Origin of the sequence: Micromonospora sp. CA-263727 (genome assembly GCF_050942455.1) — a bacterium.
In the GTDB taxonomy this organism is placed as follows: Bacteria; Actinomycetota; Actinomycetes; order Mycobacteriales; family Micromonosporaceae; genus Micromonospora.
In genome coordinates, this window is record NZ_CP192031.1 from 3,589,875 (window position 1) to 3,608,151 (window position 18,277).

Below are 18,277 nucleotides of genomic sequence, written 5' to 3' on the forward strand. Positions count from 1 at the left end.
ACCTGGTCGTTCTGGTCGGCGGACCGGGGGACTAGCCTTGGTCGACGCGGAAGAATGTGGTGACGGATCGTGATCGTCTCAGGCGGCGAGCGCGTGTCGGGCGGGGCCGCGGTGCGGAGCGATGCTGCTGCCGTCGGGCAGCAGCTCGCCGGTGTCCTCGAAAACGATGACGCCGTTGCAGAGCAGGCTCCAACCCTGCTCAGGAAAGCAGGCGAGGACCCGGGCGGCTTCCCGGTCGGTGGCGTCGGCGGAGGGGCAGGTGGGTTGGTGCTGGCACATCGGGTTCTCCGGACTGTGGGGGCACTGTGTCATGGTTCACATGACCAGTGACGCACAGTACCAAGCGAAAGCGCGCGGCATCGAGCCGATGTCCGCGTGGTGCGTGGGAAATCCGCTGAACGGATGAGCATGAATCGCCCAGACGTCGTGGAAGCGCTCCCACGGATGGTGGTCGATCCACCCGCCGCACCCACCCCATGCCGGGGCCGGCTCGTCGAACGCGCCCGATGGGAATGGCGCCCGGCCGACGGCGGCGACCCCGCCGCCCGTACCGAAGAATTCCTCGCCGCCCACGGACTGCCCCTGCACGACCTCGCCCGCCCGGCACCCCGCCACCACCACGACACGGTCTGCGGCGCCGCCCTCTACCTCTCCGCCGCCGCCGGCGCCCTGCTCGCCGGCGGCCCGGCCGGCGCCGCCAACCCGGCCGACCTGCCCGAGGTCGCCGTCGTCGTCTACGGCCACACCGACACGCCCCCGGCCCACCCGGGCCCGCCGACCGGCTGGTGGCGCGGCCCGTGGACCGAAAGCTGGACCCCGCGCCAACACGCCACCGCCGTGGACGCCGTACGCCAGGCCATCGGCCACGGCGACGTCTACCAGGTCAACCTCGTCGGCCACGCCGCCGCCCCGTACACCGGCGACCCACTGCCCGCCCTGGCCCGCCTCGGCCGGCTGCCCGGCGCCCGCTACGGCGGCGTCCTCACCGGCCCCGGCTGGGCCATCGGCTGCGCCAGCCCCGAAACCCTCATCGAACTCCGCGGCGGCACCCTCACCACCCGCCCCATCAAGGGCACCCGCCCCGCCACCGCCGCCGGCCGCGCCGACCTGCTCGCCTCGGCCAAGGAACGCGCCGAACACATCATGATCGTCGACCTGGAACGCAACGACCTGGCCCGCATCGCCCGCACCGGCAGCGTCCACGTCGACGACCTGTTCGCCGTACGCCGCTGGTGCGACCTGTGGCAAGCCGAATCCACGATCCGCGCCCACGCCGCCGACGGCCTCGGCCTGGCCGACCTGCTACGGGCCGTCTGCCCCGGCGGCTCCGTCACCGGAGCGCCGAAACTCGCCGCCCTCGACCACATCGCCGCCCTGGAACCCGTCGGCCGCGGCGCCAGCATGGGCGGCCTCGGCTGGGTCGACGCCGGCGGAATCGACCTCGGGCTGACCATCCGCACCGCCGCCGTCGACCGCGAGGCCGTACACGTCTGGGCCGGCGGCGGCATCACCTGGGACAGCGACCCCGACGCCGAGGTCGCCGAGGCCGCCGCCAAAACCGCCCCGGTACGCGCCACACTCGCCTGACCACGCCCACCAACCCCGCACCGCCAGCGCCCACCCGCGACCCGCCAGCCAGCCACGCCACCGGCACCCACGCCCGATAGCCTTGCCGGCATGACGATGCGGGACATCCGAATCATCGGCGACCCGGTGCTGCGCACCCCCTGCACGCCGGTCACCAGCTTCGACACCCAGCTGCGCGACCTGGTCACCGACCTGATGGACACCCTGCTCGGCGCACCCGGCCGCGCCGGCGTCGCCGCCCCACAGATCGGCGTCAACGCCCAGGTCTTCGTCTACGACGCCGACGGCCACCGCGGCCACATGGTCAACCCCGTCCTGGAGGTCTCCGAGGAACTCCAGGACGACGACGAGGGCTGCCTGTCCATCCCCGGGCTGTACTTCCCGACCCGCCGCGCCCTGCACGCCACCGTCCACGGCTTCGACCAGCACGGCGAACCGCTCACCATCGCCGGCAGCGGCTTCCTCGCCCGCGCCCTGCAACACGAGACCGACCACCTCGCCGGACGCCTCTACGTCGACACCCTGCGCGGCGAGATCCGCCGCCGCGCCCTACGGGAGATCCGCGCCGGCCGCTTCGACTCACCCCGCCGCGCCTGACACCGCCCACCGCTCACGGGTGATCTCGTACTCCACCTCACCCAACTCCGCGCCGGGCAGCGGATCCGGCCACGACTGGTGGAAGGTCCGCACGTACCGCATCCCCACCGCGGCCATCGTCGCCCGGGAGGCGACGTTGACCGCCATCGTCTCGGCGAAGACCCGCCGCAACCCCAACTCGGCGAAACCGTGTCCGAGAGGTACGCAGCGTCGCCTGGGCCATGGCCGCATTGTCACCCACCGGCCGGCGTCCCACCGCGCCCGGCCCGTCACCGCGCGGTCAGGGTGAACTCGCTGTAGTCGGCGATCCGGGTGAACCCCAACCGCTCGTACAGCCGCACCGCGGTGACGTTGTCCGCCTTCACGTTCAACGTCACATGGTCGACGTCGGCGCGCAGCAGGCCGCAGAGCCGGGCCACCGCCGCCGCTGCCAGCCCCCGACCCCGCCACGCCGGCCGGGTCGTCACGTTACCCAACGCCGCCACCCGGTAGGCCCGGGAGAACACGTGCACCCCGGCCACCGCCACCAGCGCGTCGCCGTTGCGGACGCCCACGTACCGGCCGGTGTCCACCATCCGCGCGTCGAAACTGTTGCCCGGATACGCCGCCGCGTACAGCTCGTGCAGCTGCGGCAGGTCCGCCCGGCCCAGCGTCACCCCGGCCGGCGGCACCGCCGCCAGCCGCCCCGGATCGGTCAACGCCATCTTGTGGTGCAACCCGGTCGACACCACCCGGAACGACCCGCCCAGCACCGCCGCCAGACCGGGGGACAGGTGCGCCTCCAACCGGGCCGGCAGCACCGGCGACAGCTCACCCAGCAACGCGGCCAACTCACCGACACCGGCCGGACGGGCCAACGCCAACAGGACCGGCGGCCGTACACCGTGGTACAGCAACGCCACCGCGTCCCCACGCCGAAACCACGACGTGTACGGCCAGAAGAAGTCGTCCAGGTCACCCAACTGGTAGGCGCACAGCATCGGATCCCGAGCCAGCAGCTCCGCCAGGACGGCCCGGTCGTGTTCCGCGCACACCGGCATCCGCCGATGATCACACGCCCGGTTCCGCTCCGCTCACCCGGCCGACGGGGCGACGCCGTCCGCTCACCCGGCCAACCACTGGTCGTAGCCCAGCTTCGCCACCAGGGCGAGGACCACCACCAGCAGCACCACCCGCACGAACCCCGAGCCCCGACGCAGCGCCATCCGCGCCCCCACCATCGCGCCGGCGATATTGCACACCGCCATCGCCGCGCCGAGCAGCCACCACACGTGCCCGGTCACCGCGAACACCGCCAACGCGCCGGCGTTGGTGCCCGCGTTGACCACCTTCGCCATCGCCGACCCGTGCACGAAATCCGCACCCACCAGCGCGCTGAACGCCACCACCAGGAACGTGCCGGTACCCGGCCCGATCAACCCGTCATAGGTGGCGATACCCACCCCGGCGACCAGCACCGCCACCACCATCCGGGTCCGGGTCCGGGTCCGCCGCCGCGGCACCGCCACCACCCCCAACCGGGGCCGCAACACCACGAACAACGCCACCGACAGCAACACCACCAGCACCACCGGCCGGTACGCCGACGGCGGCACCGCACCGGCCAGCGCCGCCCCCAGGCCGGCACAGACCACCGCCATCGCCGCCGCCGGCCCCGCCACCGCCCAGTCGATCTTCGTACGGCGGGCGAACGTCACCGCCGCCGTGGACGTACCCGCGATCGCCGCCAACTTGTTCGTGCCCAACGCCGTGGCCGGCGGCATCCCCGGCACCGCCACCAGCAACGCCGGCAACAGCAACAACCCGCCACCACCCACCACGGCATCCACCCAGCCGGCCAGCGCCGCAGCGGTCAGCAGAGTCGCGAAGGTCACCGGGTCCACGTCCACGGGCCGCAATTCTTCCCACCCGGGCACACCCTGCGCCGCCGCCTGTGGCCAGCCTCACCGGCGGCGCTGACGAGCCAGCCACATCCCCGCCACACCCACCGCCAGGAACACCAGCATCGAACAGAACAACGCCCGTACCATCGGGCAACTGTGCCACGGCGTCGATAAGGTGACACCGTGCGTCTGGCCACGTTCAACCTGTTGCACGGCCGGTCCCTGACCGACGGCCTGGTCGACCCGACCCGGCTCACCGCCGCCGTGACCGCCCTCGACGCCGACGTCCTCGCCCTCCAGGAGGTCGACCGCGACCAGTCCCGCAGCGGCCACCTGGACCTCACCGCCATCGCCGCCCAGGCGCTCGGAGCCACCGAACACCGTTTCGCCGCCGCCGTGGTCGGCACCCCCGGCGAGGCGTTCCGCCCGCTGACCCACGACGACGACGGCCACGGCGAACCCTGCTACGGCATCGGCCTGGTCTCCCGCCACCCGGTCACCACCTGGCGGGTCACCCGGCTACGACCCGCACCGGTACGCTCCCCGGTTTACGTGCCCGGCCCCGGCGGCGGCCTGATCCTGCTCCGCGACGAACCCCGCGTCGTGCTCGCCGCCGTGCTGGACACCCCACACGGGCCGCTCACCGTCGCCGCCACCCACCTTTCCTTCGTGCCCGGATGGAACGCCCGCCAACTACGCCAGGTCGTCCGCATCATGCGGTCACTGCCCGCCCCGCGGATCCTGCTCGGCGACCTCAACCTGCCCGCCTGGGCCACCCGCCTGGTCTCCGGCTGGCGACTGCTGGGCCGCCGCCCCACCTATCCCGCCGGGCAACCCCGCGTCCAACTCGACCACGTCATCGCCGACCGGCAGGGCTTCCACCAACTCCCACCGGTCACCGCCGTACGCACCCCGCTGTCGGCCATCTCCGACCACCGCCCCCTGCTGGTCGACCTCGGCTAGCTCCACCTGCCGGATCGGGACTGCGGCCGGCCGCTCGCCAGCACCGTTCAGCCCGGGGGACCGAACGCCAACGCCAGCCGCAGCGCCGCGTCCCGCACCCCGACGAACCGGCGCACCTGCGCCAGCCGACCCGCACGCGCCGCTATCGCCGCCATCCGCTGCGTCGGCCCACGCCGCACACCGTCGTAGCGGGCCAACGCCGACGGCACATCCGGCGCCGCCGCCAACGCGTCCGACAACGCCGCCGCGTCGATCAACGCCTGGCAGGCGCCCTGACCCAGGTCCGGCGTCATCGCGTGCGCCGCGTCACCCAGCAACACCCAGCGCCCCCGCACGTACGTCGGCAACGGCGACAGGAAATGCACATCGTGATGCAGCAGCCCCGCCGGATCGATCCGCGCCAACACCGCCGGCAGCGGATCGTGCCAGTCACCGAACCACCGCCGTAGCGCCGCCAGGTCACCCTCCGGCGGCCGGAACCCCTGCGGCGCGGCCACCGCCGCGTACCAGTTCGTCACCCCCGGCGCCTGCGGTGTCACCCCGAACTTGCGGCCCCGCCCCCAGGTCTCACCGGCCGCCGGCACATCCAACGGCACCGTGCCCCGCCACGCCGTCACCCCCGCGTACCGCAACGGATACCGGTCCCTGAACATCGCGGCCCGGGTCGCGCTGCGGATGCCGTCCGCACCGACCACCACGTCGTACCCGTCGGCCAACGCCGCCGGATCGTCCACCGCGGCGCCGAACCGCACCGTGCCCGCCGGCAGCGCCTCCGCCAGCAACCCCAGCAACACCGGACGCGACAGCAGCCGCACCCCCTCGCCGTGCTGCCGCCGGATCCGCTCCGCGTCCAACGTGGCGATCACCGAACCGTCCGGCCGGCGCATCGCCCCGTCCGGTTGCGCCCGCCCCCGCTCGCGCGCGACCGGCCCCACCCCCAGGCGGTCCAGCGCCCGCAACGCCGACGGCCAGATCCCCAGCCCGGTGCCGGTTCCGGGTAGCCCACCGGACCGCTCGAAGACGGTCACCGTCCACCCGGCCCGCAGCAGCCCGTTCGCCACGGCCAGCCCACCGACGCCGCCCCCGATGACGGCCGCTGATCCTCGCATCAGCCAACCGTACTACACATGTAGTTGCCAACACTACTGCTGTAGTGTCAGCCCGTGGACGCCCGCCAACAACAGCTCCTCGACGCCGCCATCACCGTCCTCGGGACCCGCGGCACCCGCCACCTCACCCACCGCGCCGTCGACGACCAGGCCGGCCTGCCCACCGGCTCCACCTCCAACCGCTACCGCACCCGGGAAGCCCTCCTCGCCGGCGTCCTCACCCGCCTGCTCGACCGTGAGACCACCGGCTGGAACCGCCTCGCCGGCAACCTCGACCACGTCGACCCCGACACCTTCGCCACCGCCCTCGGCACCCTCGTCCACGAACTCACCACCACCGGCCGCACCCTCACCCTCGCCCGGCTCGCCATCTTCGCCGAGGCCGCCCACCAACCCGCCCTGCAACAGCAGATCGCCCACCGTCAACACGACCTCGCCGCCTGGGCCACACCCCTGCTCGCCGCCCTCGGCGCCCAGCGCCCGGCCACCGCCCTGCGACTGCTCCTCGCCCTCGTCGACGGCCTGCTCAACAACCAACTCGCCAACCCCGACCCGGACTTCGACCCCGGCACCGCGATCGCCACCGTGCTGCCCGCGATCCTCACCCCCGACGGGCGGTCGGCCACCCCTCGGTGAGGTCGTGCACGGCACCCGGCGGCCGGACTCCGCCGCCCGACCGGGACTTCGACACAGGGCCTAACCGGTCTGGCCGCCGGCCAACCCGATCAACGCGCGGTTCGTCCGGTTGGACCGCACCGCATCCCGCTGCTGCCCCGCGGTCACCTCGATGTACGTCTGCGACGACGCCAACGACGCGTGCCCCAGCAGCCGCATGATCTCCGCCGCACCCGCACCGTCCTCGGCCAACCGGGTCGCGAACGTGTGCCGCAACGCGTGCAACCGCGCCCCACGCGGCACCCGGTCACCGATCCCGGCTCGCCGGTAACAGGACTCCACCAGATACTGCAAGCCACCCCGACGCAGCGGCTCGCCCCGCCGGTCCACCAGCAACGGCGAATCCGGCCGCACCGTACGCGCACCGAACCGGCGCACCCGACTGTCCAGATGCTGCGCCAACACCGCGTCCAGGTCCGGCTCCACCGGCACCATCCGCGGCCGCCCACCCTTGCCGGCCACCTCCAGCCGCCGCTCACCGGGCCGACCGGCCAGCGAACCGACCCGCAGCGCCAGCAACTCCGACAGGCGCAGCCCCGCGCAGAGCGCCAGGGCCAGCACCGCCACGTCCCGCTCCGGCCACGGGTCACGCTGCCGCCCCTCGGCCCGCGCGGCCGAGGCGAGCAGCCGCTCGGGGGTGTCCTCGCCGCGCAACGGCTTGGGCTGGGGGAGCGGAGACCGGGGCCGCCCCACCGCCGGCATCGGATTGCCGGGCACCACCTGCTCGACCACCAGGAAGGCGAAGAAGCCGTTCCAGGTGGACCAGGCGCGCCCCACGGAGGCGGCGGCCCGGTCGGTGGCGAACCCGGCGAACGCCGCCCGCATCAGGCTGGGGGAGAGCGAGCCGACCCGAAGGTGATCAAGGGGGAGGGGAGGGGTGGCCAGCCCCGCGGCGAGCGCGGCGACGGCGGTCAGATCCCGCCGGTACGCGGCCTGGGTGTGCGGGGAGGGCTTACGAGTGGCCCGCGCGGTCAGAAACTCCTCGATCAGCCCGACAACCGTTTCACCCGATTTATCATGCATAAGGCATATTATGCAGGTTTTTCGTGTTGCCGGGCAACGGAGGGGAGTGGCGGGCCGACCCCCGGCAACGAGCGCTGTGGGTACGTTTCTTGCGGTCAGAGCAGCAAGAAACGTACCCACAGTCGGGGAACTTCGACGTCGTCACCGGGCGGCGGACCGACATGGCCAACACGTCGCGGTTCGCGCGCGTCCACGACGAGGCGTCGGCCGTTGCGAAGTGCCGGCCGACGCGGCGGCCCGCCGCGCAACGCGTCGGCGCGGCCCTGGCTCGCCGATGCGGCAAGTCGGCGGCGGTGGGAGCGGCTGGTGCCGGTCGGCCGGAGGGAGTACTTCCGGATCACGACTTGACATAATGTTAATTATCGAATGTGGCGGGCGAGCGCGGATCGGGGCGTAGGGCGGGCGTACCGGTGGGCGTCGGTCAGAGGCCACCGCCGACGCGGAGGATGGCGCCGGTGGTGTAGGAGGCGTCGGGGCCGAGTAGCCAGCTGATGGCGGCGGCCACCTCGTCGGGTTCGCCGGGGCGGCCGAGTGGGATGCGGCTGGCGGCGCGGTCGGGGCGGTCCGGCTGGCCGGAGAGGGCGTGGATGTCGGTGCGGATGATGCCGGGGGCGACGGCGTTGACACGGATGCCGTGCGGGGCGAGTTCCTTGGCCAGGCCGATGGTGAGGGCGTCGGTGGCGGCCTTGACGGCGGCGTAGTGCACGTACTCCCCTGGGCTGCCGAGGGTGGCGGCGACGGAGGAGACGTTGACGATGGCGGCATTGTCGACCATCCGGCGGGCGGCCTGTTGGGCGCAGAGGACGTAGCCGATGAGGTTGACGTCGACGACGCGGCGCAGGTCGTCGGGGTCGAGGTCGGCGAAGGGGCCGATCGGGCTGGTGATGCCGGCGTTGTTGACCAGGCCGGTGATCGGGCCGAGTTCGGCGGCGGCGTCGAAGAGGGCGGTGACCTGGTCGGGGTCGCGGGTGTCGGCGGGTACGGCGATGGCGCGTACGCCGGTGGCGCGCAGCTCGGCGGCGACGGTGCCGGCGGCGGCGTGGTCGCGCCGGTAGCCGAGGGCGATGTGGTGGCCGCCGCGGGCGAGGCGGCGGGCGGTGGCGGCGCCGATGCCGCGGCTGCCGCCGGTGATGACGGTGACGGGCGTCATTGTGCTTCTCCCCTGCCCCGGGCCGGTGTCGGCGACGTTACCGTGGCGGTCGCGGCGGCGGGTAGCGGGTTGTGGTCGAGCGCACGGCCGGTGGTGATTGCCTAGGCTCGCCGGCGACGGTGTCGAGTGAGGAGTGGGCGTGGCGGGTCTGGGTGTCGGGGATCTGGTCGAGGATTTCGAGTTGCCGGACGAGACGGGTCGGTCTCGGCGGCTGTCGGAGTTCCTGTCGGTGGGGCCGGTGGTGTTGTTCTTCTATCCGGCGGCGATGTCGCGGGGGTGCACGGCGCAGAGCTGCCATTTCCGGGATCTGGCGGCGGAGTTCGCGGCGGTGGGGGCGCAGCGGGTGGGGATCAGTCGGGATTCGGTGCAGCGGCAGGCGGAGTTCTCGCGGCTGCACGGGTTCGACTATCCGTTGTTGTCGGATCCGGATGGTGTGGTGGCGCAGCGGTTCGGTGTGCGGCGGCGGTTGCCGTTGGGGGCGTTGAGTACCCGGCGGATGACGTTCGTGATCGGGACGGATCGGCGGATCGTCGAGGTGGTGCACAGCGAGCTGGGGATGGACGAGCACGCGGATCGGGCGTTGCGGGCGTTGGGGGGCTGATCTTCGGGGTCTCGGCGTCGGCTGGTATCAAGGCAGGCGGCTGAACACGTGTACGAGGGAATGGGGTTGTGCGATGGGTGCCGCTGGCCAGGGTTTGTCCGATGACGAGGTGCGCGGTATCCGGGAGGCGTTGGCTGCGGGCCGTAAGCCGAAGGTGGTCTTCACGGCTGCGGCCGGGCAGATGGCCGGGCAGTTGGGTCAGGTGGTCGAGTTGACCGATCCGGCGGGGTCCGACGAGTTCGTGGTGGTGCGGTTCGGGCGCGACGAGTTGCCCTTCTCCCCTGCCGATCTGGCGGTGGCGCCGCGGGGTGTGGGACGCCGGGCGGCGGAGCCGAAGGCGGAGGTGGAGGCGGAGGTGGAGGCCGAGCCGGTGGCGGCTCCTGGGCCGGTGGAGCCGGAGTTCGTGTTGGACCGGGTGCCGCAGCCGCGGCGGGAGGAGCCGCGGGAGCGGCCGGAGTCCAGGGAGGAGGCGGTGGTGGAGGCGAAGCCGGCGCGGCGGGTGGTGAAGGCGGCGAAGCCGAAGAGTCCGGCGGGGTTGACGGTGACGTTGGCGTACGCCGAGGGCGAGTGGACGGTGGCGGCGCAGCAGGGCGGGAAGGTGTTGGCGAAGCCGTACGTGCTCAAGCCGGCGGAGGCGCTGCGGATGGTGGCGTTGGTGGACGTGCCGGGGGTGCAGGAGGCGGTGGAGCAGATCCTGGCGGCGGAGCGGTCGGAGGCCGAGCAGCAGGCGGAGAAGTTGCGGGCGGAGTTGGCGGAGATCGAGGCCCGGTTGGCGGAGTTGCGCGAGGCGGGTTGATCGGCGCGGTGGTGTGGTCGGCCGGTCCTGGGCGATTGCCCGGGGCCGGCCGTTGTCGTCGTGGGTCGGCGGTGCTGCGGTGCGGGGTCGCGGTTGCCGTCGGCGGTGGTGGCGGCGTGGGGTGGGTCCTGGGCCCGGCCACGGCGTTTGGTGGTGGCGGGTCGCGGCGGCGCGGGGCCGGTCAGGTGGTGGTCGGTTCGTGCCGGACGGGGAAGTTGACGGAGTTGGCGATGAAGCAGACGTGGTGGGCGTCGTCGTGCAGGGCGGTGGCGGTGTCGGTGGTGTCGGGGTCGGCGACGGTGACCTGGGGGCGCAGGACGACCTCGGTGAAGCGGCCGGAGCCGGTGCCGTCGGTGGTCATGGTGCCGGTGGCCTGGTCGACGTAGTCGGTGACGACGATGCCGTTGTCGGCGCAGAGGTGCAGGTAGGCAAGCATGTGGCATTGGGACAGTGCGGCGAGCAGGAGTTGTTCGGGGTTCCAGCGGGTGGGGTCGCCGCGAAAGGTGGGGTCGGAGCTGCCGGCGATGGGTGGGTGGCCGTCGGCGGTGAGGTCGTGGTCGCGGCGGTAGTCGCGGTAGCCGCTGGTGCCGGTGCCGAGGTTGCCGGTCCAGGTGACGGTGGTGGCGTAGTGGTGGGTGCGGGGCATGCGGTCAGCCTTTCGGTCCGCTGTGGTGGGTGAGGAGGGCGTCGAGCAGGCGGACGAGTTCCTGGCGTTCGGCGGGGTCGAGTGGGGCGAGCAGGGTGTCCTGGGCGGTGTCGAGGGCCTGTTGCAGGTGGTTGAGTTCGCGGCGGCCGGTGGGGGTGATGCTGACGACGTTGCGGCGGCGGTCGTCGGGGTCGGGGTCGCGGCGGACGAGGTGGCGGCCGGCGAGGTCGTTGAGGGTGGCGACGATGTCGCTGCGGTCGATGCCGCTGTGCCGGCCGAGGTCGGCCTGGCTGGTGGGGCCGGTCTCGTCGAGGGCGGCGAGGAGCCGGTAGTGGTAGCCGCGGGCCTGGTGGGTGTCGAGGACGGCGGCGACGAGGCGTCCGGCGTGGGCGGCGGTCTGGGTGAGCAGCCAGCTGGGGGTGGTGTGCAGGCGGCTGGGTGCGGCCGGGCCGGTGGGCTTCATGCCCCGACTCTACCGGTCATCGTTGGCCGCACCCACGATCAGGTGCTATGTTGGTTGGACCAATATTGGCATAACCAATGGATGGAGTCGTCATGTCCACCACCCTCGACGGCCGGGCCCTCGGCCGGACCCACTACGCCACCCGGGCCGTGCTGGAACGGTCGTTGGCTCCGCTCGGGCTCACCTTCCCCCAGGCGCTGCTGCTCAACGCCCTGGCCGGCGCCGTCGGCCCGCTCCCCCGCGACGAGGCCGCCGCAGGGCTGGTCCAGGCGCTGAAGGTGGCCGGTCCGGCCGCGCAGGCGACGCTGACCGAGTTGGTGGCGGCGCAACTGGTGGCGCCGTTGCCCGAGGACCCGGGCACGGTCACGCTGACCCCGGCCGGGCGGCGGCTTCAGCGCCGGGTGGCCGGGGTCTCGGGTGAGATCGGGGCCCGCCTCTGGGCGGACCTGCCCGCCGGTGACCTGGCCGTGGCGGCACGGGTGCTGGAGGTCGTGCGGCGGCGGGCCGAGGCGGAGTTGGCGGCGTAGCCGATCCGCCCGGCCGCGATGCGTGGACCGTGGCCGGGTCGGGGTCAGTGCTGCGGGATGTTGGCCACCCCGATGCGCTTGCGGAACACCCAGTACGTCCAGCCCTGGTAGGCGAGGACGATCGGGGTGAACAGCACCGCCACCCAGGTCATGATCTTGAGGGTGTAGGGGGTGGAGGCGGCGTTGGTGGCGGTCAGCGTGCCGGCCGGGTCCAGCGTGGAGGGCAGCACGTTGGGGAACAGGGCGGCGAAGAGGGTCGCCACGGCCAGGCCGATCGCCAGGGCGGTGCCGGTGAAGGCCCAGCCCTCTCGGCGTACCTTGGCCGCGGCGAGACCACCGAGCAGGGCGAGGGCGGCGGCGACGGCGAGCACGACGGCGGTGGCGCTGGAGCGGATGGTCAGGGTCCAGGTCAGGAACGCCACCGCGAGCAGGGCGGTGGCCACGCCGAGGCGGACCGCGAGGGCGGCGGCGCGGTGTCGGATGTCGCCGGCGGTCTTGAGGGCGACGAAGACGGCGCCGTGGGTGCCGAAGAGGGCCGCGGTGGTGACGCCGCCGAGCAGGGCGTACGGGTTGAGCAGGTTGAGCAGGGCGCCGGCGTATTCGTGGTCGGCGGTGAGGGGTACGCCGCGCAGGATGTTGGCGAAGGCGACGCCCCACAGGATGGCCGGGATGAGTGAGCCGAAGAAGATGGCCTGGTCCCAGCGGCGTTTCCAGGATGCCTCGGGGCGCTTGTGGCGGTATTCGAAGGCGACGCCGCGGGCGATCAGGGCGAGCAGGATGAGCAGCAGGGGCAGGTAGAAGCCGGAGAAGAGGGTGGCGTACCACTCGGGGAAGGCGGCGAACATGGCGCCGCCGGCGGTGATCAGCCAGACCTCGTTGCCGTCCCAGACCGGCCCGATCGTGTTGATCATGACGCGGCGTTCGCGGTCGTCGCGGCCGAGGACGGGCAGCAGCATGCCGACGCCGAAGTCGAAGCCCTCCAGGATGAAGTAGCCGGTGAACAGCACGGCGACGAGGAGAAACCAGATGGTGGTCAGTTCCACGGTGGGGCTCCGGTCAGTAGGCGAAGGCGAGCGGGCGCTCGGCGTCGTCGGTGTCGTCGGGTTCGGGGGCGGGGGTGACGTCGGGCACGCCGGCCCGGGCGTAGCGGATCAGCAGTTTCACCTCGATGACGGCGAGGACGGCGTAGATGAGGGTGAAGGCGGCGAAGCTGGTGAGGACCTCGGCGAGGGAGACGCTGCGGGAGACGCCGTCGCGGGTGAGCATCTCGCCGAAGACGATCCAGGGTTGGCGGCCCATCTCGGTGAAGATCCAGCCGAAGGAGTTGGCCAGTAGCGGCAGGATCGGCATGGCGAGGCCGGCGCGCAGCAGCCATCTGCTGGTCGGGGTGCGGCCCTTGCGTTGGCTCCAGAGCACCAGCAGGGCGATGGCCGCGGCGGCGAGCCCGAATCCGATCATGAAGCGGAAGCTCCAGTAGGTGACCGGGATGATCGGGGTGTAGCTGCCGGCGCCGTACTGGGCGGTGTAGAGGGCCTGGAGGTCGTTGATGCCGTGCACGGTGCCGTTGGGGTCGCCGGTGCCGAGGTAGGACAGCAGGTGCGGGATCTTGATGGCGAACAGTTCGCGGCTGCCGTCGAGGCTGCCGACGGTGAGTACGGAGAACGAGGCGGGGCTCTCGGTGTCGTAGAGGCCCTCGGCGGCGGCCATCTTCATCGGCTGCACCTGGGTCATGATCTTGCCTTGGATGTCGCCGGTGATGACGACGGCGGCGGTGGAGACGAGGGTGACCCAGGAGCCGAATTTCGCGGCGAAGCGGTAGGCGGGGGTGTCGGCGCTGTCGCGGTTGCGGATCAGGTGCCACAGGGCGACGGCCACCAGCAGTGATCCGGCGACCAGGAAGGCGCCGGCGATGGTGTGTGGGAAGGTGATCAGCGCGACCTTGTTGGTGAGCACGGCGACGAAGTCGGTCAGTTCGGCTCGGCCGGTCTCGGGGTTGACCCAGTAGCCGACGGGGTTCTGCATGAACGAGTTGGCGGCGAGGATGAAGTAGGCCGACAGGTTGGTGCCGATCGCGGCGGCCCAGATGCTGGCCAGGTGCAGGCGTTTGGGTAGTCGGTCCCAGCCGAAGATCCACAGGCCGATGAAGGTGGATTCGAGGAAGAAGGCGACGAGCGCCTCGATGGCCAGGGGTGCGCCGAAGATGTCGCCGACGAAGCGGGAGTAGTCGCTCCAGTTCATGCCGAACTGGAACTCCTGCACGATGCCGGTGACCACGCCCATGGCGAAGTTGATCAGGAAGAGTTTGCCGTAGAACTTGGTGAGTTTGAGGTATTTTTCGTCGCCGGTGCGGTGCCAGAGGGTTTGCAGGATGGCGACCAGGACGGAGAGTCCGATGGTCAGCGGTACGAAGAGAAAGTGGTAGACGGTGGTGACACCGAACTGCCAGCGGGCGACGTCCAACGCGTCCACCTGCAACCCCCAGCTATTCATACTACAAGACGTAGTAAATACTACAGCCCGTCGTAGGTTGGTGGGCAGAGGCGGGCGGCCCGAACCCGGCCGGGACCAATGACCCTGCTCACCTCTGCCGTACGGCCCGCCCTGACCGCCGCCGGTCACGCCGGCCGTGCGACCATGGCCCGCTGATGGACACCCTCCACTCGCCCTGGCGGCCGCCGCTGATCTGGCGGGCCGCGCAGCTGCTCGCCCGCGTCGTCGTCGGGCTGCTGGCCCGGCTGGAGGTCACCGGCGACATCCCGGCCGCGCTGCGGGGTGGGCCGCTGATCCTGGCCGCCAACCACATCAGCCCGTTCGACCCGATCGTGCTCGCCGCCGCCTGCCGGCACCGCCGGGTGGCCCCCCGGATCATGGCCACCGGTGGGCTGTTCCGCACCCCCGTGATCGGGGCCGCCATGCGCAGCGCCGGGCACATCCGCGTCGACCGGGGCACCAGCGGCGTGCACCGGGCCCTGGACGACGCCGCCGCGGCGGCCATCGCCGGCGCGCCGATCCTGGTCTACCCGGAGGGACGCATCGGCCTGGACCCGGGCCTGTGGCCCGAACGCGGCAAGACCGGCGCCGCCCGGCTCGCCCTGTCCTGCGGCGCCCCCGTCGTCCCGGTCGCCCAGTGGGGCTCCCACGAGGTGCTGCCCTACCGGACGCCCAAGGGGCTGCTCGGCGGCGTGGCCCGCGCGCTGCTGCGCCGCCCGAGGGTGCGGGTGCACTTCGGCGTCCCGGTGGACCTGTCCGACCTGACCCACGGTGTTGCCGGGGCGGCCCGGCTGGGCACCGACCGGATCATCGACGCCCTCACCGACACCCTCGTCCCGTTGCGCCCGGACGAGCCCGACCGGCCTCGGCACGTCGACCCCGGGCGGCCGACCGACACCAGCCGCTCGCACCGCCGCCGACCCGCCGCCGGCTGACCGCCCGGCTGGCTGCGCCGCCGGGCACGCGGTCGGATCAGCGCGCGCGTCCGCCGGGTTCAGCTGGCCTGCTGCACCGCCCGCAATACCTCGGTAACCGCCGAGGCGACCGGCGCCACCGGCGCGGCCAACGCCGCCAGTCGCTGCAACAGCGCCGTCACCCGGGCCGGCTCCGGATCCGGCCGGGCCAGCTGGATCCGCAGCTCCGCCGCCACCGCGCGGGCCGGATCCGGCAGCTCGTCACCGTGCCGGTCGAGCACCCCCACCAGTTGGGCGACCAGGGCCGGCACGTCGACGCCGGGGGCCGTCGCCCACAGGCCGCCGCCGACCGCGTACGCCCCGGGACCCACCGCCTGGTTGCCGACCTGACTCACCCCGCCGGACTGCTGGATGCCGTAGTTCGCCGATGCCTCCGACATGCGTTCCTCCCCTGTCTCAGGCGGGCCGCTCGCCGCCCGGCGCCGGCGCCGGCTGCCCGTGTTGTTCGGCATGGGCGCCCGCCCCCACCGCCTGGTTGCCGATCACGCTGAGCCCGCCGGTCTGGACGACCCCCTGGTTGAGAATGGTCATCTGCCGGTTGCGTAGCTCCGCGGTGTCCACGCCCCGGTCGTCGAGGAAGTCCACGATCGCCGCGAGCACGTGCCGCTCCACCACCTTCAGGTGTTTGGCGGCGTCCAGTACCTGGAAGTAGTTGTGGTAGTCGGCGCCGGCCGCCAACTCCCGCACCCCGGCCCGGGCGCCGTAGTCGTAGCCGAGGTCCTCGTCGGCCAGCCGGCGCAGCCGCGTCTGCCGCCGTCCGTGGCTCAGGACGTCGACCAGGTCGCCCAGCAGCCGCTCCGCCGAAGCGAAGGCGGTGGGTAGCAGCTGGTCGCTGCCGGTGGCGAGCAACTGCACCAGCTGGTTGGCCGACAGCCGCTCGGTGAGCCGGTCCACGTCGTGGTAGGCCAGCCGTGGCGGCTCCAGCACGGTGCGGGCGCACTCCAGGTAGAGCAGCCGACCCTCGGTGGAGAAGTGCAGGAAGGTGCTGGCCACCACCTCCGCACCCCAGGACGGCACGATGGCGCACAGGTAGTGGCGGGTGGCGCCCTGGGGATGGGCGGCGACCTGGCGTATCTCCTCGTCGGACCAGAGCTGCCGCGGCATCCGGGCCCGCTCCGGCAGCAGCCGGGCGTCGTCGGCCAGCAGTCGGCCGCCGACGAAGACCCGGTCCTCCAGCACCAGCCCGGCCAACCGGTCCGGGCTCGCCGCGGTGTCCAGCCCGGCCAGCCGGTCCCGGACGTGGTCGATCAGTTCCAGCACGGTGAACGGCGTCGTCGCTTCGCCGGCGACGTGTTCGGCCGGCCGGATCGGCAGGGCGAACGACCAGCCGGCCACCGGCGTGCCGTGCCCGACGAACGGGACGTACCCGCCGTAGACGGTGACGTTGCCCCGCTGCGCCTCGTCGACGGCCGCCAGCCGTGCGGCGTACCGCTCCGGCACCGGTGTCTCGTCGGGTGCCGCCGCGACGAACCGGTCGCGGCGCAGCCGGGTCACCAGCAGCCGCCGGGTGCCGTGCAGGTGCGTCACGAGCACCAGGAACGCGGCGATGCCCGCCGGCAGTGCCAGCCACGGCCGGCCGAACAACCAGCCGGGCACCGTGTCGTCGGCGGCACCGTCGAGCTGGATCAGCAGCAGCAGCGAGACCAGCGCGGTCGCAACCATCCACAGCAGCGGAGCGAGTGAGCCCCGCTGGTTCTGCCGGATCACGGCGCCGGCTCTCATCGCGAGGGCCACCAGCACCGTCCAGAGCGGGGCGACCAGCAGCGCCAGGCCGCCGAGGACGAGCAGCCTCAGGTCGCGGCGGCGGCTGCGGCGACGGGCGGCCAGGCAGTGCCGCAGTACCGGCGACAGGTCGAAGCCCACGGACGGTGCGACCGCCCGCAGGTGGTCGCCGAGCACCTCGTCGAGCATCCGCTCGGCGAACTGCTCGTCGGTGTGCGCGGCCACGCAGAGGTAACGGGTGGCCGCGCTGTCGGGCTGCCGCAGGGGTGGGCGCTGCGTCGGCAGCGTCGGCGGCGCGGTGGGACCGCTCGGGGGCAGGGTCATCTCGTCGGTCCTGCGTCGGCGCGGCGGTCACCGGCGCGCGATCGTGTCATGAGCCCGATCAGCAGCAGGCCGTAGGCCAGACCGGCGATGACGCCACCACCGACGGCACTCAGGGTCAACGGCCGCAGGTCGGTGAGGGGTCCGGCGTCGTCGACGAGCAGGGCGAAGACGATTCCCCCGAGCGTGGCGGTCACCGCGCTGGCCACGCTCGCGCCGAGCACTGCCAGCGCCTGGTACGGCCGCGTTGGCGCCGGTAGGGCGACGAGCCGGCCGAGCAGCCACACCGTGATCGCGATGAACAGCAGCGTACGCAGGTTCTCCGCGAGCCAGTACCCGACGAATCGGGACGAGGCCGGCTCCGCGTCCCATCGTGGCCACGCCAGCCCGTATCCGAGGGTCCGGGTCAGTTCCAACGCCAGGCCGGCGGGGCCGTCTTCACGGGGCAGGGGGTCGAGCCAGTCCTGCAACTGCCGGTTTCCCCACGGGCTGCCGACGGCCAGCACCAGCGCCACGAAGACCCGGGCGGCGTTCGGTATCCGGCGTCGCGCCGGCGGCGGGGCGGGTGGCGTGATCCGGGGTGGCAGCGGATCAACCGGGTGTGCGGTGAGCGTCGCCCGGGGCGTAATCGACTGAGCGGGCTGCTCGGACGTCGGCCACGGCATCACCCGCACATGATGCCCGCTACGGTGCGGATGCCGTCCGTACCTGTCCGGTATCCGGCAGTCGCTACGGGCGGGATGCCGTGTC

At 72.7% G+C, this 18,277-nt stretch carries 21 protein-coding genes and 1 pseudogene; 8 read left to right on the top strand and 14 right to left on the bottom strand.

What is annotated here, in order from left to right:
- Nucleotides 1-78: 78 nt before the first annotated feature.
- Nucleotides 79-279, bottom strand: coding sequence for a DUF5999 family protein (locus ACQPYA_RS15840; protein WP_421439884.1), 201 nt, complete (start codon nucleotides 277-279; stop codon nucleotides 79-81).
- A gap of 96 nt (nucleotides 280-375) precedes the next feature.
- Between ACQPYA_RS15840 and ACQPYA_RS15845 the strand changes: the two genes are divergently transcribed.
- A complete protein-coding gene (locus ACQPYA_RS15845) occupies nucleotides 376-1,587 on the top strand; it encodes a chorismate-binding protein (protein WP_433527857.1) in 1,212 nt (403 codons plus the stop codon).
- Between the two features lie 90 nt (nucleotides 1,588-1,677).
- Entirely contained in the window at nucleotides 1,678-2,184 is a 507-nt protein-coding gene (def, locus tag ACQPYA_RS15850; RefSeq protein WP_433527858.1) for a peptide deformylase, read from the top strand.
- Here def and ACQPYA_RS15855 read toward each other — a convergent pair.
- The 3 genes and pseudogenes from ACQPYA_RS15855 to ACQPYA_RS15865 all read right to left on the bottom strand — a co-directional run.
- Nucleotides 2,167-2,376, bottom strand: a pseudogene (locus tag ACQPYA_RS15855) (GNAT family N-acetyltransferase); the annotation flags it as partial. The gene def and the pseudogene ACQPYA_RS15855 overlap by 18 nt on opposite strands.
- Before the next feature lie 77 nt (nucleotides 2,377-2,453).
- On the bottom strand, nucleotides 2,454-3,224 hold the full coding sequence (locus ACQPYA_RS15860) for a GNAT family N-acetyltransferase (RefSeq protein WP_433527859.1): 771 nt from the start codon (nucleotides 3,222-3,224) through the stop codon (nucleotides 2,454-2,456).
- A 63-nt stretch (nucleotides 3,225-3,287) separates the two neighbouring features.
- Nucleotides 3,288-4,013 (bottom strand): TSUP family transporter, encoded by a 726-nt coding sequence (locus tag ACQPYA_RS15865; protein ID WP_433533506.1) that lies wholly within the window; start codon nucleotides 4,011-4,013, stop codon nucleotides 3,288-3,290.
- Between the two features lie 237 nt (nucleotides 4,014-4,250).
- On the opposite strand from ACQPYA_RS15865, the gene ACQPYA_RS15870 reads away from it, so the two are divergent.
- Complete coding sequence (locus ACQPYA_RS15870; protein WP_433527860.1) at nucleotides 4,251-5,030, top strand: endonuclease/exonuclease/phosphatase family protein; 780 nt, start codon at nucleotides 4,251-4,253, stop codon at nucleotides 5,028-5,030.
- A 47-nt stretch (nucleotides 5,031-5,077) separates the two neighbouring features.
- Here ACQPYA_RS15870 and ACQPYA_RS15875 read toward each other — a convergent pair whose 3' ends face one another.
- Nucleotides 5,078-6,139 carry an FAD-dependent monooxygenase gene (locus tag ACQPYA_RS15875; protein ID WP_433527861.1) on the bottom strand — a complete coding sequence of 354 codons (1,062 nt, stop codon included), beginning with the start codon at nucleotides 6,137-6,139 and terminating at the stop codon, nucleotides 5,078-5,080.
- Nucleotides 6,140-6,193: 54 nt separating this feature from the next.
- Between ACQPYA_RS15875 and ACQPYA_RS15880 the strand changes: the two genes are divergently transcribed.
- Complete coding sequence (locus ACQPYA_RS15880; RefSeq protein ID WP_433527862.1) at nucleotides 6,194-6,775, top strand: TetR/AcrR family transcriptional regulator; 582 nt, start codon at nucleotides 6,194-6,196, stop codon at nucleotides 6,773-6,775.
- A 60-nt stretch (nucleotides 6,776-6,835) separates the two neighbouring features.
- Here ACQPYA_RS15880 and ACQPYA_RS15885 read toward each other — a convergent pair whose 3' ends face one another.
- A complete protein-coding gene (locus ACQPYA_RS15885; RefSeq protein ID WP_433527863.1) occupies nucleotides 6,836-7,837 on the bottom strand; it encodes a tyrosine-type recombinase/integrase in 1,002 nt (333 codons plus the stop codon).
- Nucleotides 7,838-8,258: 421 nt separating this feature from the next.
- Entirely contained in the window at nucleotides 8,259-8,987 is a 729-nt protein-coding gene (locus ACQPYA_RS15890) for an SDR family oxidoreductase (RefSeq protein WP_433527864.1), read from the bottom strand.
- Between the two features lie 139 nt (nucleotides 8,988-9,126).
- Between ACQPYA_RS15890 and ACQPYA_RS15895 the strand changes: the two genes are divergently transcribed.
- Both ACQPYA_RS15895 and ACQPYA_RS15900 read left to right on the top strand, forming a co-directional pair.
- Complete coding sequence (locus ACQPYA_RS15895; RefSeq protein WP_433527865.1) at nucleotides 9,127-9,588, top strand: peroxiredoxin; 462 nt, start codon at nucleotides 9,127-9,129, stop codon at nucleotides 9,586-9,588.
- A gap of 73 nt (nucleotides 9,589-9,661) precedes the next feature.
- On the top strand, nucleotides 9,662-10,384 hold the full coding sequence (locus ACQPYA_RS15900; protein WP_433527866.1) for a hypothetical protein: 723 nt from the start codon (nucleotides 9,662-9,664) through the stop codon (nucleotides 10,382-10,384).
- Nucleotides 10,385-10,565: 181 nt separating this feature from the next.
- Here ACQPYA_RS15900 and ACQPYA_RS15905 read toward each other — a convergent pair whose 3' ends face one another.
- Both ACQPYA_RS15905 and ACQPYA_RS15910 read right to left on the bottom strand, forming a co-directional pair.
- Nucleotides 10,566-11,030 (bottom strand): OsmC family protein, encoded by a 465-nt coding sequence (locus ACQPYA_RS15905; RefSeq protein WP_433527867.1) that lies wholly within the window; start codon nucleotides 11,028-11,030, stop codon nucleotides 10,566-10,568.
- Nucleotides 11,031-11,034: 4 nt separating this feature from the next.
- Nucleotides 11,035-11,493: a MarR family winged helix-turn-helix transcriptional regulator gene (locus ACQPYA_RS15910; protein WP_433527868.1), complete on the bottom strand. Its 459-nt coding sequence runs from the start codon at nucleotides 11,491-11,493 to the stop codon at nucleotides 11,035-11,037.
- A gap of 92 nt (nucleotides 11,494-11,585) precedes the next feature.
- On the opposite strand from ACQPYA_RS15910, the gene ACQPYA_RS15915 reads away from it, so the two are divergent.
- On the top strand, nucleotides 11,586-12,020 hold the full coding sequence (locus ACQPYA_RS15915) for a hypothetical protein (protein WP_433527869.1): 435 nt from the start codon (nucleotides 11,586-11,588) through the stop codon (nucleotides 12,018-12,020).
- Nucleotides 12,021-12,064: 44 nt separating this feature from the next.
- Here the strand turns inward: ACQPYA_RS15915 and cydB are convergent, their stop codons facing one another.
- Nucleotides 12,065-13,063, bottom strand: a complete 999-nt coding sequence (gene cydB, locus ACQPYA_RS15920) for a cytochrome d ubiquinol oxidase subunit II (RefSeq protein ID WP_433527870.1) — start codon at nucleotides 13,061-13,063, stop codon at nucleotides 12,065-12,067.
- 13 nt (nucleotides 13,064-13,076) lie between these two features.
- Nucleotides 13,077-14,489 (bottom strand): cytochrome ubiquinol oxidase subunit I, encoded by a 1,413-nt coding sequence (locus tag ACQPYA_RS15925; protein WP_433533507.1) that lies wholly within the window; start codon nucleotides 14,487-14,489, stop codon nucleotides 13,077-13,079.
- A 176-nt stretch (nucleotides 14,490-14,665) separates the two neighbouring features.
- Between ACQPYA_RS15925 and ACQPYA_RS15930 the strand changes: the two genes are divergently transcribed.
- Nucleotides 14,666-15,445 (top strand): lysophospholipid acyltransferase family protein, encoded by a 780-nt coding sequence (locus ACQPYA_RS15930; RefSeq protein ID WP_433527871.1) that lies wholly within the window; start codon nucleotides 14,666-14,668, stop codon nucleotides 15,443-15,445.
- A gap of 59 nt (nucleotides 15,446-15,504) precedes the next feature.
- On the opposite strand, the gene ACQPYA_RS15935 is transcribed toward ACQPYA_RS15930, so the two are convergent.
- From ACQPYA_RS15935 to ACQPYA_RS15945, 3 genes are read right to left on the bottom strand one after another with little or no spacing between them, the layout of a single operon-like run.
- Nucleotides 15,505-15,864: a hypothetical protein gene (locus ACQPYA_RS15935; protein ID WP_433527872.1), complete on the bottom strand. Its 360-nt coding sequence runs from the start codon at nucleotides 15,862-15,864 to the stop codon at nucleotides 15,505-15,507.
- 16 nt (nucleotides 15,865-15,880) lie between these two features.
- Nucleotides 15,881-17,530 (bottom strand): hypothetical protein, encoded by a 1,650-nt coding sequence (locus tag ACQPYA_RS15940; RefSeq protein WP_433527873.1) that lies wholly within the window; start codon nucleotides 17,528-17,530, stop codon nucleotides 15,881-15,883.
- The gene (locus ACQPYA_RS15945; RefSeq protein WP_433527874.1) at nucleotides 17,527-18,195 is read right to left on the bottom strand and encodes a hypothetical protein; all 669 of its coding nucleotides are present in this window, start codon (nucleotides 18,193-18,195) and stop codon (nucleotides 17,527-17,529) included. The genes ACQPYA_RS15940 and ACQPYA_RS15945 overlap by 4 nt, the downstream gene beginning before the upstream one ends.
- Between the last annotated feature and the right edge of the window lie 82 nt (nucleotides 18,196-18,277).